Source organism: Nocardia vaccinii NBRC 15922 (assembly GCF_001613305.1).
In the GTDB taxonomy this organism is placed as follows: domain Bacteria; phylum Actinomycetota; class Actinomycetes; order Mycobacteriales; family Mycobacteriaceae; genus Nocardia; species Nocardia vaccinii.
Map to the genome: position 1 here is coordinate 75,348 of NZ_BDCC01000053.1, position 15,164 is coordinate 90,511.

Below are 15,164 nucleotides of genomic sequence, written 5' to 3' on the forward strand. Positions count from 1 at the left end.
ACTCTATCCCGCCGCGGCCGGGCCGACAGGGACAACGATCGCGGTGCGACGATCGACCGCTTACGGCAGAGCGGGTGGTTCGATGCCCAACTCCCGCAGGCGATCACGGTAGGCCTCGACATTGGCGAGCTTGATCTGCTCGTAGCCGCGGACCACGTCCGGCAGGGCCGCGGCCTCGACGGCGCGGTCGTAGTCGCTGGACAGGTTTGCGGTCAGCGCCTCGACCATCTCGATGTAGTGCGCCAGCAGGGCGCGTTCGACGCGGCGGACGTGCGCGTATCCGAATGGATCGAATGGGGTGCCGCGCAACCGCTTCGCCTTGGCCAGCAGGCGCAGGGCCAGGTGGGACCGAGGGCCCAGGCCGATCTTCTCGGTGCGGCCCAGGGCTCGCAGCATCGGCGGATGCAGTCGATAGGTCAGCTTCGTACCGTCGGGGACGGTGGCGGCGACCTCGTCGAGGAAGGCCGGGTCGGTCAGGCGGCGCGCCACCTCGTATTCGTCCTTGTAGGCGGTGAGCTTGTACAGCCCGCGGGCCACCTGCTCGCTGAATTCGGTGCGATCGGTGGCCTTGCGCTCGGATTCCCACACTCGCTGCACGAGGGCGACATACGCACGGGCCACGCGTACGCCCCCGAAACCAATGAGCTCACCAGCACGCCGCTGGACCAGCCGCCGGGTCTCACCGGTCGCGCTCAGACCGGCCAGCAGCTCCGCCGGAGCCTCGGGCGCGATACGTCCGCCGGAACCGGGTGCGGTCGCGGCGGCGAATTCATCGGGACACGCCACCGCCGCGCGACCCCAGCGGAAGGCCGCGATATTGGCGGCGACCGCGACGCCGTTGATCTCGATGGCCTCCTCGATCGCCGCGGCGGGCAGGCGCAGCGCGCCGACCTGGTATGCGGCGCCGACCAGCAGGAAGTTGGCGGCCGTCGTGCTGCCGAACAGCGCCTGTGCGGCAGCCAGCGCGTCGAACGAGGTCATCGACCGCGACACTCCGGACAGCCGGGCGAGCAGATCCGCGGTGTCCGGATACCGGACCGCCGCGTCGTACACCATCGCACCGGTGGGCGTCCGGCTGGTCGACGCCACGGAGATCGTCTCCTCGGCCGACCCGTAGGCCAGATTCTTCGGATCGGCCGCGGCAAGCAGATCGAAGGCCAGGACGCAGTCCGCCGAACCGGGCGTGAGCCGGTTGGCGGGCTCGAGGGACGTGGCGGCGAAACGCATATGGGACACCACCGGACCAGCCTTCTGGCTCAGCCCGATCTGGTCCAGGCCCGCGACCTGATATCCGGCGCGCATCGCGGCGGTGGCCAGGACCTGATTGACGGTCACGATGCCGGTACCGCCGATTCCGGCCAGCAGGACGTTCCACGTGGCATTCGGCGATTCGACCACGACGTCGGGCAGCTTCGGCGGTTCGGTCCGAACCTGCTTGCGGCGCTGCGTTTTCCGCGACGGCTTGCGACCGGGTTCGGGCGCCTCCACCGTGACGAAGGACGGGCAGTCGCCCTTCAGGCAGCTGTAATCGGTATTGCAGGAGGTCTGATCGATCCGGGTCTTGCGGCCGAATTCGGTGTCGACCGGCTGCACCGACAGGCAGTTGCTCTGTACACCGCAGTCACCGCAGCCCTCGCAGACCGCCTCGTTGATCACCACCCGGGTACGCCGCACCGGCAGTTCGCCGCGCTTGCGCTTGCGGCGCGCATCGGCGGCGCAGTGCTGGTCGTAGATCAGCACCGTGACCCCGGGGATCTCGCGCAGCATCCGCTGCGCCTCGTCCAGCCGATCCCGGTGCCACAGCAGGGTTCCGGGCGCGAGGTCGCGCTTGCGGTACTTGTCCGGCTCGTCGGCGCACACGACGATCTGCCGTACCCCCTCATCGGCGAGCTTGTGTGTCAGCCGCGGAACCGCCAGCGCCCCTTCGGCATCCTGTGCTCCGGTCATCGCGACCACATCGTTGTAGAGCAGCTTGTAGGTGATGTCCACCCCGGCGGCGATACATGCCTGTACCGCCAGTTGACCGGAGTGGAAATACGTTCCGTCGCCGATGTTCTGGAACAGATGCGGCACATCGGTGAACGGCGCCTGCCCGATCCACTGCGCGCCCTCCCCGCCCATCTGCGTCAGCCCGACCACCTTGCTGTCGGTGCGACCGGACATGGTCACCAGGGTGTGACAGCCGATTCCACCCCCGGCCAGGGAGCCTTCGGGCACCGCGGTCGAGCGGTTGTGCGGGCAGCCGCTGCAGAAGTAGGCGGCGCGTCCGGCCGGCAATACCGACAGTGACAGCGGTTGCGGCAGTGGACGTTTCATATCCAGCTGGCCGTCCAGCACGCGCCGCAGCGGCGCCATGATCCGCCCGGCGGTGAGCTCGCCGTCGGCGGCGAACAGTGGCCTGCCCTCGGCATCGCGTTTGCCGAGAATCTGCGGCGCATCCGCTGTGCCGTACAGGATCTCACGGATCTGCGTCTCGACGAAGGCGGTCTTGTCCTCCACCACGATCAACCGGGACAGCCCCGATGCGAACTCGCGGACCCGTTCGGGGGCAAGGGGATACGGCATTCCGATGCGTAGCAGCCGCACTCCCGCGCGCCGCAGGGCCGCGTCGTCCGCGCCGAGATCGGCCAGGGCTTGGCGCATCGCGTCGAATGCGGTTCCGGTCGCCGCGATGCCGATCCGGGCGCTTTCCGGATTCACCTCGATGACGTCCAGATCGTTGAGGGCGCTGTAGGCCAGGACGGTCGCCCACCGCGGACCGTGCAGATCGGCCTCGGCGAGCAGGCTGTCGGCGGGCGCGCCCATCGGCCGCTGCCGGTAGGTGAACGGCGAACCCTCCCAGGTGATTTCCGGGACGGCGATATCAATGTCGCCGATCGTCGCCGGGACCGTCCACGCACCGTCGGCCACATCGGCGACGATCTTCAGCGCCACCGGGCAGCCCGAGGCACGCGACAGCGCGACGGCGTGCAGACCCATCGTGACGATCTCACCGGCATTGCGCGGGAACAGCACCGGGATGTTCATCGCGGCCAGCGACCGCTCGGAGGCCGCGGGCACCGTGGAGGATTTCGCCGCGGGATCGTCCCCGACCAGAAGTACTACCCCGCCCCGGGGATTGACGCCGTACACCGCGGCGTGACGCAGCGCGTCCGTGGCGCGATCGAGTCCCGGCCCCTTGCCGTACCAGACCCCGACCACACCGTCGTGGGTGGATTGTCCCCCCGGCAGATCGGCTTGGGAACCCCAGACCGAAGTGGCCGCGAGCTCCTCGTTCACGCCCGGCACGAAATGGATGTCGTGCTCGGACAATACGTCGGGCATTCCGCCCAGCAGCCGATCCACCCCGCCCAGCGGCGAGCCCTGATATCCGGAGACGAAGGTACCCACGCGCCTACCCGCACGCAGATCCCGGACGTGCTGTTCCACCAACTGCCGCGCGATCGCCTGAACCCCGGTCAGGACGACGGTTCCCGCGCCGACGCGGTAACGGTCGGCGAGGTCGTACGGTGCTGGGATCAGATCGCGATCGGCGAGCTCGGTCATCAGTTCCACCCGTCCGGCCGGCACCGAATGGGCGCGACCTAGATTGAGCATTCGTCGCCGCCATACTGTCCCCGCAGCGCGAAATGAACAACCTGCGCCTCAGAAATTGCGCATCCTGCACAGTTCACAGCCCCCTGACTGTGCAGTAATTATGCAGCTTGCGACCTCATATGTGATCGCGAACACGGCGCCGCCGAGAACATGACGCTCGTAGCGCTTTTCACCCGGTGAAATCCTCACGGGCCCGGCGGCAGAATTCGGCGCGCCATCGGGCGCACAGGGTGGCGTATGCGTGGAGGTGGTCCGCAGCGAATTGCTCGGGGTGCCAGTCATGGCCGGAGACGACATCGGTCCACACATAGGTCGGCACCGGCTCCTCCCGGCCGATCACGCGGACCGTGCGCAACTCGTACTGCTCGTCCTCGAACGCGTCGATGATCTCCCAGTCCGCCTCGGTAAGTCCTTGCAACACCAGCCCGGAGGCCATCCGCCCCGGTTCGGCGACCAGACCGGGATAGGCACGTTTCGGTAACGCCGCCACCCGCCGGTCGCGGACCACACCCAGTTCCGCATCGGGCACCCGCCCGAGCAGCTCCGCGAGCACCGGGCCGAATTGCAGCGTGCCATAGGCGAACAGGGTGTCCGCCTGCGACGCCGACGAACTCGGCCGGCGCGGGGGCGCAGCGGTCTCGCGACGCGACCCGGCGGGGCCGCGTGCGCCGCCTTCCGTCATGCGAGCCCGCGTTCGACCCGTCCGTCGGGCAGAACGCGGTACGCGAGGCGGATCCGAGTACCGCCGACGAGTTCGCCGGTTATTTGCGGAGCCGGAGTATCGAGCGCGGCCAACGCCGCGACGATCCGCGCGATCTGATCGGGGCGCGCGACCGGCACGTCGGAATCGAGCTGGGGCGCATTACGTGTCATGTACCCATGGTGCCTCATCGCGGCTCCGGAAACATGATATTGGGGGTGGTGAACTGACTCACGCTCCGGATTCGCCACCGCGCCATCGCGTGGGCCGCACCGTCGAGGACGTCAGACGGGTGAACGTTTCGCCGTCGTGAGCACTGAAAATGGTGATATCGGCACCGTGTGCGCGGTTCAGTTCCAGCAGCCGACGGCGGTTGTCGCGGTAGGGCAATCCGGCCACCGCGGCCAGCTCGTACAGGCGCCACAACAACGGCGTATGTGGTTGTGCCGGATCGATTTCGCTGCCGACGCCGAAGGCATCACCCGCGTGCAAGAGCCATCCCCGGCCCGTATCGATCGCGACGCCGACATGCCCGCGAGTGTGACCGTGCAACGGCACCACCAGAATTTCCGGCGGCAGGCCGGGAAGATCCCGCACCGCGCGGAAACCGAACCACTCCTCGCCGCCGTCGATTTCGTTCACCATCCACCGCGGGCCGTGCGCCCACTGCTGCGCCCGGTACCGGGTCCGCTCGGAGAACGTCCGACGCGCGGTCGCGGCCCGGAACTCGGGACCGTGCACGTGCACGGTCGCCTCGGGAAAGTCCGAGAGTCCGCCCGCGTGATCGAAATCCAAGTGGGTGAGCACGATGTGGCGGACATCGGCGGGGTCGTATCCGAGGCCCTGGATCTGACGGAACGCGGTTTCGTGTTCGGCGAGTTCGAGACCGAGCACGAAACGACTCGGGCCCACCATCGTGCCCGGATCACGCACACAACCGAGACCGAATCCGGTGTCCACCAGAACCAGTCCTGCCTTGGTCTCGACGAGCAGACAGTGATCGACGGTGCCCAGCGCCATGCTGCCGCAGTTGAGATGATGAATCCGCACGCCGAGAGCGTCCCAGACGCTCCCCCGCCGGTCAATCGCATGCCCCCTCGGCACCGGACATCGGTGCGGATTTGTGTGCGAGGACACTACCCTCGGCGGCCGAGCCCGTCGGTGACGATCACATCGGCCGCTGCGTGCGGATCACATCGGCGAGCTGTTCGTAATCCTCGGTACGCGCGGTGGACCCGCGGAATACCAGCCCGAGCGTGCGCCCCGGGGCCGGCGCGCCGAATCGGGCGATCCGCAATGGGCCGCGGGCGGTTTCGGCCGCCACGGCCATCTCCGGGATCAACGTGACACCCAAACCGCCTGCGACACACTGCACGACCGTCGACAGCGAGGCGGCCCGGGTGTCCCCCACCGGCCCCGGGCGCACGTCTTGGGCGCGACACAGATCCAGGGTCTGATCCCGCAGACAGTGCCCCTCGTCCAGGAGCAGCAGTGGCAACTCGTCCAGTACGGCGGGCGAGAGGCCGGTGCGCCCGGACAATTCGTCCCCCTCGGGCACCACGAGGACGAATTCCTCACTGTAGAGCGGAATTTCGAGCATGCCGCGGGTATCTGACGGCAGCGCGAGCAATGCCACGTCCAGGATGCCGCTGCGCAGTCCGTCGAGCAGCCGCGTGGTCTGGTCCTCGATGACGTGCGGCACCATCGCCGGGAATCGGCGGCGCAGTTCCGGCAGCACGGCGGGCAGCACATAGGGCGCAACCGTGGGAATGATGCCCAGCCGCACCGTGCCGCCGAGTCCGTCGCCGACCGCGGAGGCGATGAACCGGTCGGCCGCCTCGAGCGTCGCCATCGCTTGCGGCAACAACCGTTTACCCGCCGCGGTCACCAGAACTCGACGCGTACTGCGTTCGATCAGCTGCAGTTTCAGGCCGTTTTCCAACGATGCCAACGACTGCGATAGCGTGGGCTGGCTCACGTTCAATCGCGCGGCCGCCGTGCCGAAGTGGCGATACTCGGCGATCGCCACGAACGCACGCAGCTGTGACAGGGTGGGCTGATAAGTCTGATCAGTCACGCCTATCAGTGTAGTGCGACTGATCACGTTTACCTTTTGCCCGGCTGCGGGCAAGATCACGAGGTAGATACCTCCGCACGGCAATCCCGACAACGAAGGAGAAGGAGACAGCATGGCTCTGCTGACCATCGGCGACCAATTCCCCGCATACAACCTCACCGCAGTGATCGGCGGTGACCTGTCCAAGGTCGACGCGAAGCAGCCCGACGACTACTTCACCCAGGTCAGCAGCGACGACTACGCCGGCAAGTGGCGCGTGGTGTTCTTCTGGCCCAAGGACTTCACGTTCGTGTGCCCGACCGAGATCGCCGCGTTCGGCAAGCTGAACGAGGAGTTCGCCGATCGTGACGCCCAGGTGCTCGGCGCCTCGGTCGACAACGAGTTCGTGCACTTCCAGTGGCGGGCCCAGCACGAGGATCTCAAGACCCTGCCGTTCCCGATGCTCTCGGATATCAAGCGTGAACTCGCCACTGCCACAGGCGTTCTCAACGCCGACGGCGTGGCCGATCGCGCCACGTTCATCATCGACCCGAACAACGAGATCCAGTTCGTCTCGGTCACCGCCGGTTCGGTGGGCCGCAACGTGGACGAGGTGCTGCGCGTGCTCGACGCACTGCAGTCCGACGAGCTGTGCGCGTGCAACTGGAAGAAGGGCGACCCGACCATCAACGCCGGCGAGCTACTCGCCGCGAGCGTCTGACCGAACCCCGAGGAGTTATCGGCTGTGACCGTCGAGAACCTGAAGAACTCACTCCCCGAATACGCCAAGGACCTCAAGCTCAATCTGTCGTCCATCGCGCGTTCGACCGTACTCAGCGAACAGCAGCTGTGGGGCACCCTGCTGGCCTCGGCGGCCGCCACCCGCTCGGCGGTCACGTTGCGTGAGATCGCCGAGGAGGCCGCCGACACGCTGTCGGCGGAGGCGTACAACGCCGCCCTCGGCGCGGCCTCGATCATGGGCATGAACAACGTGTTCTACCGGGGTCGTGGATTCCTGGAGGGCCGGTACGACGATCTGCGCGCCGGACTGCGGATGAACATCATCGGCAATCCGGGCGTGAACAAGGCCGATTTCGAGTTGTGGTCCTTCGCGGTCTCCTCGATCAACGGCTGCCAGCACTGCCTCGAGGCGCACGAGAACACCCTGCGCGAGGCCGGCGTCTCGCGTGAGGCGATCTTCGAGGCGCTGCGCGCGGCGGCGATCGTCGCGGGCGTCGGACAGGCGGTGCAGTCCACCGAGGCCCTCGCCGCAGCCGCGGTCTGATACCGCGAGCTATCCAGCGTCGCAGCACATCTCGCGATGGCCGCGTACTCGACGAGTGCGCGGCCATCGGCGTGTTCACGGCCCGGCGCGACTCAGCTCGACGCCGCGGCGACGAGCATGAAGGCGGTGCCCAGATCCATCACCACGTGCGGGATCACCGTGGCCGGGGTCATGTCATGCCCAATCGCATGGCGCAGAAGCGATTTCGGGCCGGGAACGAACATCAGGACGGCGTCCAGGACGAACAGGGCCGCGAGCACGAGCATCGGGACGACCGATGCGCTGTGCGCAGGGTTCCCGCTCATACTCATCTCGTGCCCGGACATGGACCACAGCATCGCCGCGACCGCCACCAGGTGATACCCGATCGTCGCGGCCCGCGCGGGTCGGCAGTCACCGTTGCGCCAAGCACGCACCCGTTCGACGAGCACCGCCGCGTACACCACCGTCATCGCGGTGAGTACGCCACGCAGGGCGTCCGGCGCGGCGGCCATCGGGAAGACCAGCATCGCCGACATCACCAGGCACATCAGCAGATGCGCGGCATCGGATTCGTGATCGGCGACCGCTCCCGACGCACGATCACTTGCACCGCCGGGGGCGAAGACCGGGAGTCTGCCCGCGACCAGGACCGCCGCGAGCACGAAACCCGCCACGATCCCCCAGCGCAGCACAGTGTATTCCGCCACGAAACCACCCACACCCCACCGCCTTCCCGCGACGCGCGCACGCCTTCGTCCATGCTCGCATCCCGCGACGGGTCAGGGCAGCCTTTCATCCGGGCGCGCGGTGCGCCGGCCTCAGCCCAGGGCGCGCCCGAAGGCCGCCGCCAACTCCGCGACCTGCTGTTCGGTGATGACGAAAGCCGGCGAGATCTGCAATGCGCCCTGACCTGCCGCACGCGCAGAAACGCCCTGGGCGCGAAGGGCTTTCACCATCGCGGGCCCCTCGGCCGGATCGGCAAGCTGCACCGCGGCGACCGCGCCGAGACCACTGCGCACCTCGGCCACCTGAGGATGCGCCGCCAGCGGCGAGAAATGTTCGTGCAGCAGCGATTCCAGATTCTTACTGGCGTCGATCAGATTCTCGCGTTCGAGAATATCGAGGTTGGCCATCGCGGCCGCGGCGGCGCCGGCATGGCCGCCGTAGGTGTAACCGTGCCGGAACCAGACGCCTCCGGAGTAGAACGGCTCGGCCACCCGGGGCGCGGCGAAGACCGCACCCATCGGAAGGTAGCCGGAAGTCAAACCCTTGGCCGTCGTCATCAGATCGGGTTCGAGCCCGAAACGCGTCGAGGCGAACCAGGATCCGCCGATGCGGCCGAATCCGGTGACGACCTCGTCGGCGACGAAGAGGATGTCGTTCTCCCGGCAGATGCGTCGCACCTCGGCCAGGTAGCCCTCCGGTGGCAGATACACCCCGCCAGCGCCGATGATCGGCTCGCAGAAGAACGCGGCGATGCGGTCCGCTCCGACCTCCTCGACGAGTGCGGCCAGCGAGCCGGCGTCATCCCATTCCACGGTCCGCGCGTCCGGGACGAGCTCGCCGTAGCCCGCGCGGTTCGGCGCGATACCGCCCAGAGCCGTTCCGGCGTAATGCATTCCGTGGTAGGCCAGACGCCGGCCGACGATCAGGGTCTTGTCCGGCTCACCCGTCTCGTGCCAGTACCGCCGCGCCAGTTTGGCGGCGGTGTCGACCGAATCGGATCCACCGGAAGTGAACATGATCTTGCTGCCGGGCACAGGAGCCAGTTCGGCGAGACGTTCGGCCAGTTCCCGTGTGACCGGCGCGGTGATATCGCCGAAATTGGAGTAGTGCGCCAGGGTGGACAGCTGGGCGGCGACCGCGTCGGCGATCTCGCGGCGGCCGTGGCCGACGTTGGTGAACCAGAGCCCGGCCGTGGCGTCGAGATAACGAGTACCCGCCTCATCCCAGATGTAGGCCCCTTCGCCACGCGCCACCACGAAGGCGCCGTCCCGCTCGACCGCGCCCATATCGGCGAATCCGTGCCACAGCGATCCCATGTCCGGCTCCTCTCGTCCACACCACCGGCGGCCGTCCGTCACCGGCCCCGCGCGAGGCCAGACTACCCGCGAGTACGACCGCCGGCGCGCGGCGCGAACGCCGCCCGGCATGATCGTCGCCCCGACCGGCAGGGCCCGATAACCGGTGGCGGACCCGGGGGATGAATTCGCTAGGCTGGAGGATGCAATGACCAGGACCGCCGCCACAACACGCGAGCTCCGTACCCGCCTGGCCGAACTCTCGATCCGCGACGAACACCGGTTACGGCGACGGCTCGACAAGGCCCGTGGCGGCGACCTCGCCGATATCGAGAACGAGATCACCGCCGCCGAGGGCCGTATCGCCGCCCGCCGCGCCGCCGTCCCGCAGATCCGCTATCCCGAACAGTTGCCCGTCTCCGCGCGCCGGGACGATATCGCCGCGGCCATCGCGGCACATCAGGTGGTCGTCATCGCCGGCGAGACCGGTTCGGGTAAGACCACCCAGATTCCGAAGATCTGCCTGGAGCTGGGTCGAGGCATTCGCGGCACGATCGGCCACACCCAGCCGCGCCGCCTGGCGGCCCGCACCGTCGCCGAACGCATCGCGGAGGAACTGGGCACCGAACTCGGCGATGTGGTCGGCTACACGGTCCGGTTCACCGATCAGGCCTCCGATCGGACCCTGGTCAAACTGATGACCGACGGCATCCTGCTCGCCGAGATCCAGCGCGACCGGATGCTGCGCCGCTACGACACGATCATCATCGACGAAGCACACGAGCGCAGCCTCAACATCGATTTCCTGCTCGGCTACCTGAAACAGCTGCTGCCCAAACGCCCGGACCTGAAGGTCGTCATCACCTCGGCGACCATCGATCCGGACCTGTTCGCCCGCCACTTCGGCACGCAGGCACCGGCGGAACAGTCCGGCACCGCCTCGATCGGCCCGGACACCTCCGCGGGAACCATCGACGTGCAGCCCGCGGAGGCTGCCACACCGGCCGTCGGAATGGGCTCCGATTCAACAGCACAGCAGACCGATCGGCCCGAAACCGAGCTCCTGAACATCCGAGCTTCACAATCTTCCGTCACCCCAACGAACGGGGACGGCGCGGATTCGGCCGACGATGCGACAGCGATCGCTGGGGACGCCGCGCGCCCCGACTCCGATTCGGCGGCGAGGCAAGCGAGACAACGGGCGAGTGAGTCACCGAGCGCCGAGGAATCGCAACTACGCCGGAACGACGACGCAGCTTCAGGCGGGGCGCGGGTCGATGGCGGCTCGAAGGGGTCCGGGAGCGCACCGGGCGAACCCTGGCCGCACCCGGAGGCCGGCCGGTCGATTCGGCAGGTGCCCAGCCCCGGTGCCACGGCAGCCGCACCGGTCGAGAGCGGAAACGGCACGGGTCTGTCCGGCGCGCCCGCGGAATCGAGCGCGACGGTGCTGACCGCTGCGCCGATCGTGGAAGTCTCCGGGCGGTCGTTTCCGGTGGAAGTGCGGTACCGGCCGTTATCGCTCGAAATGCCGGTCACCTCCGAGGATCTCGATGACGAGGACACCGAGATCGTGGACCGGGATCCGACCGATGCCATCGGCGACGCGGTCCGCGAACTGCTCACCGAAGGGGACGGGGACATCCTGGTGTTCCTGTCCGGGGAACGCGAAATCCGCGATGCCGCGGACACATTGCGGGATATGCGGTTGCCACGGACCGAGATTCTGCCGTTGTACGCGCGGTTGTCGGCGGCCGAACAGCATCGGGTGTTCGAACCGCACACCGGGCGGCGGGTGGTGCTGGCGACCAATGTCGCGGAGACCTCGCTGACCGTGCCGGGCATTCGCTACGTCATCGATCCGGGCACCGCGCGCATCTCGCGATATTCGTTGCGCACCAAGGTGCAACGGCTGCCGATCGAACCGATCTCGCAGGCTTCGGCCCGGCAGCGGTCGGGTCGATGCGGCCGCGTCGCGGACGGCATCGCGATCCGGTTGTACTCCGAGGAGGATTTCGAATCACGTCCGAAATTCACCGAACCCGAGATTCTGCGCACGAATCTGGCTGCGGTCATTCTGCAGATGACAGCACTGGGTTTGGGCGATATCGAGAGTTTCCCGTTCGTCGAGCCGCCCGACAGCCGCGCCATCCGCGACGGTGTCGCGCTGCTGGAGGAGCTCGGCGCGCTGACCCGCCGCGACGATCGAGACCGCGCGGGCGCGGCATCCGGTAGGGCCCTGGCGCTGACTCCGATCGGCCGCGAGATGGCGCAGATCCCGGTGGATCCGCGGATGGCCCGCATGCTGGTCGAAGCACAGCGCGGCGGCTGCCTGTCCGAGGTGCTCGTCATCGTGGCCGCGCTGTCCATCCAGGACGTCCGCGAGCGTCCCGTCGAGCACCAGCAGGCCGCCGACGCACAGCACGCGCGCTTCACCGTCGAGGGTTCGGATTTCCTGTCCTACCTGCGCCTCTGGGACTATCTGCGGGAACAGCGAAAAGCACTGTCCACCAATCAGTTCCGCCGGATGTGCCGCGACGAGTTCCTGCACTACCTGCGTATCCGCGAGTGGCAGGACCTGCACGGCCAACTCCGCACAATCACCCGCGGCCTGGGCTGGTACCCGGACGCCGAATCTGAGGACGCCGCAACGGTATCCGGCGAGCGAGGTCGCGAACTTCGGGGAGCGGGAGCCTCCGACCGACACCGAGGTTCGCGGACACCGGAGTCCGGCAATGGCTCCGGAGCCCGCCGATCCCGTTCCGGCACAGGCAGTTCCGCTCGCCACCGAGTCTCCCCGGCGCCGGACCTCGCGGCCGGCAACGACCGCGAACCACGCTCGGGCAACTCTCGGCCGGCGAACGCCGATACGCAACCGGGCGGCAGCAGCGGCAGCACATCGAGCGGGTACTCCACCGACAACGAACGCTCGTCCGACAGTGCCGAATCCACCCGGATGGGTCGCGGACCACAACGTCCCGGCAAGGCCGGACGTGACAACGATTCCCGTTCGGGTGCCGGCAAATCCGCATCCCGCGACGGGGCACAACGGGACGCCGAGACTCGAGGCCGGCTGGAAGCCCCGGGAGACCACGGGCGGCGAGACAATGACGCCGAGGGCTCCGGTCGGCGCGGCCGGTCGGGCGGTAAACGCGAATCCGGGCGCGAACGGAGCGGTGTGCAGCGTGCCGGCCGGGCGGACATACTGGCCGCGAACGCGCCGGAGCCGGACGGGCTGCCGTGGGATGTGACGTCGATTCATCAGGCGCTGCTCGCGGGGATGCTGTCGCATATCGGGGTGCGTGAGGCGGAGACGCGGGAATTCCTCGGGGCGCGCAATGCCAAGTTCATGATCTTCCCGGGATCGTCGCTGGCGAAGAAACCGCCACGGTGGGTCATGGCGGCCGAACTCGTGGAGACGTCGCGGCTGTGGGGCCGCACCGCGGCCCGGATCGAGCCGGAATGGGCCGAGCGGCTGGCCGGGGATCTGGTCAAACGCACGTATTCCGAACCACATTGGTCCGCCAAACGGGGTGCGGCCGCGGCGTACGAGCGGGTGACGCTGTACGGAATCCCGCTGGTGGTGCAGCGGCGGGTGGAATTCGGCCGCATCGACCCAGAATTGTCGCGCGAGCTGTTCATCCGGCATGCCCTGGTACAGGGCGAATGGCAGACGCGGCACGAGTTCTTCGCGCGCAATCGCGAATTGCTGGAGGACGTGGCAGATCTGGAACATCGGGCGCGCCGCCGCGACATCCTCGTCGACGATCAGGTGCTGTTCGATTTCTACGACGAGCGGATTCCCGCCGACGTCGTGTCGGTCCGGCACTTCGACAGCTGGTGGCGCACCCAGCGGCGCAAGGAACCGAATCTGCTGGACTTCACCGCCTCGACCGTGGTGAACGACGATGCGGCCGTATTGGATCCGGCCGCCTACCCGGACGGCTGGCGGCAGGGTGAGCTGAGTTTCCCGCTCACCTATCAGTTCGAACCCGGACAGGCCGACGACGGTGTCACCGCGCACATCCCGGTCGCCCAGTTGGCGCATGTCCGGGCCGTCGGCTTCGACTGGCTGGTGCCGGGGATGCGCGAGGAGCTCGCGGCGGCGTGGATCAAGACCCTTCCGAAACATCTGCGCCGCAGTGTGGTTCCGGCGCCCGATTTCGCCCGAGCGGCCCTGGCACAGCTGACCCCGCGCGCCGAACCGCTGCGAACCGGGCTGGCCCGGGAACTGTCCCGGCTCGGTTCGGTGACCGTCAGGCCCGCGGACCTGAATCCCGCCGCGCTGCCGGACCATCTGCGGATGACCTTCGCCGCCACGGCCCCCGACGGCACGATCGTGGACCGCGACAAGGATCTGGCCGCGCTGAAAACCCGCCTGGCAGACCAGGTCTCGAAGTCCGTCGCGCGGGCCACCGCCGCCGCGGAACGTCCGGCGAGCACGGTGTGGACCTCGGAATCGCTGGGCGCCCTGCCACCGACGGTGCGCCGGGAGGTGGGCGGGCAGACCATCACCGGCTATCCGGCACTGGTTCCCGAAGGCACGGGTGTCGCGGTGCGGGTACTGGCCTCGCCCGCGGCACAGGCCGCCGCCATGCGCACCGGCACGCGGGTGCTGCTGCTGAACCAGCTGCCCGCCTCGGCTCGCGCGGCCACCGCCGGGCTCTCCCCCGCCGATCGCCTTGCGCTGAGCCAGAATCCTTCCGGTTCGCTGGATGCGTTGATCGAGGACTGCCGGGCCTGCGCAGCGGACGAGTTGGTCGCCGAGAACGGTGGTCCGGTCCGGGGCCCCGAAGAATTCAAGGCGTTGGTCGAGCGTATCCGCCCGCAGTTCGGTGCGGCGGTGGCCCGCATCGTGCGGCTGGTGGTTCCGGTCCTCACCCAGGCTCACCACGTGCGCGGCGCACTGGCGAGCACCGCCGATCGCGAGATCGCCGAGGATGTCCGACATCAGCTGGACGACCTGGTATTCGCCGGATTCGTCACCGAATTCGGCAGCGCGCGCTTGCGTGAGCTTCCTCGCTACCTGCAGGCCGCCGTATTGCGCCTGGAGGCATTGCCCGCCTCGGCGACCCGCGACCGCCAGGGCATGGCCGAACTCGACCGCGTGCACGCCGCCTACCAGCGGCTCCTCGACGCGCTCCCCGAAGCACGCCGCACGGGCCGCGACGTCACCGAGATCTGGTGGATGATCGAGGAACTGCGCGTCAGCCTCTTCGCCCAGCAGCTCGGCACCCCGTATCCGGTGTCGGCCAAGCGAATCGAACGAGCCATCACCGCCGTCCGCACCGCCCCGGCCGCCCGCCGCACACACTGAGTTCGCCTACGCCGCCTGGCCACCGCCGCGGGAACACCGGCCCCGGCTCCTGACGAAACCGGACCTCAAGGCGCATCCGCACTTCGCCGGATCGGGCCGAGGCGGTGCGACTCGAGTCCGACCGCGATGACGTGGGCTGGTTCCAGCCTGGCCGGACCGGACCCGCGACCGAGCCGCGGTGGAACAGCGGCTGGCATACACACCGACAT

Annotated in this window: 10 protein-coding genes; 3 read left to right on the plus strand and 7 right to left on the minus strand. The window is 68.3% G+C overall.

What is annotated here, in order from left to right; translation table 11 throughout:
- Window positions 1-60 precede the first annotated feature (60 nt).
- From NV1_RS29165 to NV1_RS29185, 5 genes are all read right to left on the minus strand, one after another.
- Window positions 61-3,546: an indolepyruvate ferredoxin oxidoreductase family protein gene (locus NV1_RS29165; protein ID WP_067898705.1), complete on the minus strand. Its 3,486-nt coding sequence runs from the start codon at window positions 3,544-3,546 to the stop codon at window positions 61-63.
- Between the two features lie 220 nt (window positions 3,547-3,766).
- Window positions 3,767-4,279 carry a gamma-glutamylcyclotransferase family protein gene (locus NV1_RS29170; protein ID WP_084525889.1) on the minus strand — a complete coding sequence of 171 codons (513 nt, stop codon included), beginning with the start codon at window positions 4,277-4,279 and terminating at the stop codon, window positions 3,767-3,769.
- Window positions 4,276-4,470 (minus strand): hypothetical protein, encoded by a 195-nt coding sequence (locus NV1_RS29175; protein WP_067898393.1) that lies wholly within the window; start codon window positions 4,468-4,470, stop codon window positions 4,276-4,278. The genes NV1_RS29170 and NV1_RS29175 overlap by 4 nt, the downstream gene beginning before the upstream one ends.
- A 58-nt stretch (window positions 4,471-4,528) precedes the next feature.
- Window positions 4,529-5,347: an MBL fold metallo-hydrolase gene (locus tag NV1_RS29180; RefSeq protein WP_067898396.1), complete on the minus strand. Its 819-nt coding sequence runs from the start codon at window positions 5,345-5,347 to the stop codon at window positions 4,529-4,531.
- A gap of 118 nt (window positions 5,348-5,465) precedes the next feature.
- Window positions 5,466-6,374 carry a hydrogen peroxide-inducible genes activator gene (locus NV1_RS29185; protein WP_067898399.1) on the minus strand — a complete coding sequence of 303 codons (909 nt, stop codon included), beginning with the start codon at window positions 6,372-6,374 and terminating at the stop codon, window positions 5,466-5,468.
- A 112-nt stretch (window positions 6,375-6,486) separates the two neighbouring features.
- Here NV1_RS29185 and NV1_RS29190 point away from each other — a divergent pair, with 112 nt between their 5' ends.
- Entirely contained in the window at window positions 6,487-7,074 is a 588-nt protein-coding gene (locus NV1_RS29190) for a peroxiredoxin (protein WP_067898402.1), read from the plus strand.
- A gap of 24 nt (window positions 7,075-7,098) precedes the next feature.
- A complete protein-coding gene (locus NV1_RS29195) occupies window positions 7,099-7,638 on the plus strand; it encodes an alkyl hydroperoxide reductase (protein ID WP_067898405.1) in 540 nt (179 codons plus the stop codon).
- Window positions 7,639-7,730: 92 nt separating this feature from the next.
- On the opposite strand, the gene NV1_RS29200 is transcribed toward NV1_RS29195, so the two are convergent.
- Both NV1_RS29200 and NV1_RS29205 read right to left on the minus strand, forming a co-directional pair.
- Complete coding sequence (locus tag NV1_RS29200) at window positions 7,731-8,327, minus strand: DUF5134 domain-containing protein (RefSeq protein WP_157117442.1); 597 nt, start codon at window positions 8,325-8,327, stop codon at window positions 7,731-7,733.
- Between the two features lie 111 nt (window positions 8,328-8,438).
- Window positions 8,439-9,662: an aminotransferase family protein gene (locus NV1_RS29205; RefSeq protein ID WP_067898711.1), complete on the minus strand. Its 1,224-nt coding sequence runs from the start codon at window positions 9,660-9,662 to the stop codon at window positions 8,439-8,441.
- A gap of 187 nt (window positions 9,663-9,849) precedes the next feature.
- Between NV1_RS29205 and hrpA the strand changes: the two genes are divergently transcribed.
- Window positions 9,850-14,955, plus strand: coding sequence for an ATP-dependent RNA helicase HrpA (hrpA, locus tag NV1_RS42550; protein ID WP_245713976.1), 5,106 nt, complete (start codon window positions 9,850-9,852; stop codon window positions 14,953-14,955).
- Window positions 14,956-15,164 lie beyond the last annotated feature (209 nt).

Excerpts from the sequence above, each read along its gene's own strand:
- NV1_RS29165 (WP_067898705.1), bottom strand. The coding sequence starts at position 3,546 with ATGACCGAGCTCGCCGATCGCGATCTGATCCCAGCACCGTACGACCTC.
- NV1_RS29170 (WP_084525889.1), bottom strand. The coding sequence starts at position 4,279 with ATGACGGAAGGCGGCGCACGCGGCCCCGCCGGGTCGCGTCGCGAGACC.
- NV1_RS29175 (WP_067898393.1), bottom strand. The coding sequence starts at position 4,470 with ATGACACGTAATGCGCCCCAGCTCGATTCCGACGTGCCGGTCGCGCGC.
- NV1_RS29190 (WP_067898402.1), top strand. The coding sequence starts at position 6,487 with ATGGCTCTGCTGACCATCGGCGACCAATTCCCCGCATACAACCTCACC.
- NV1_RS29205 (WP_067898711.1), bottom strand. The coding sequence starts at position 9,662 with ATGGGATCGCTGTGGCACGGATTCGCCGATATGGGCGCGGTCGAGCGG.
- hrpA (WP_245713976.1), top strand. The coding sequence starts at position 9,850 with ATGACCAGGACCGCCGCCACAACACGCGAGCTCCGTACCCGCCTGGCC.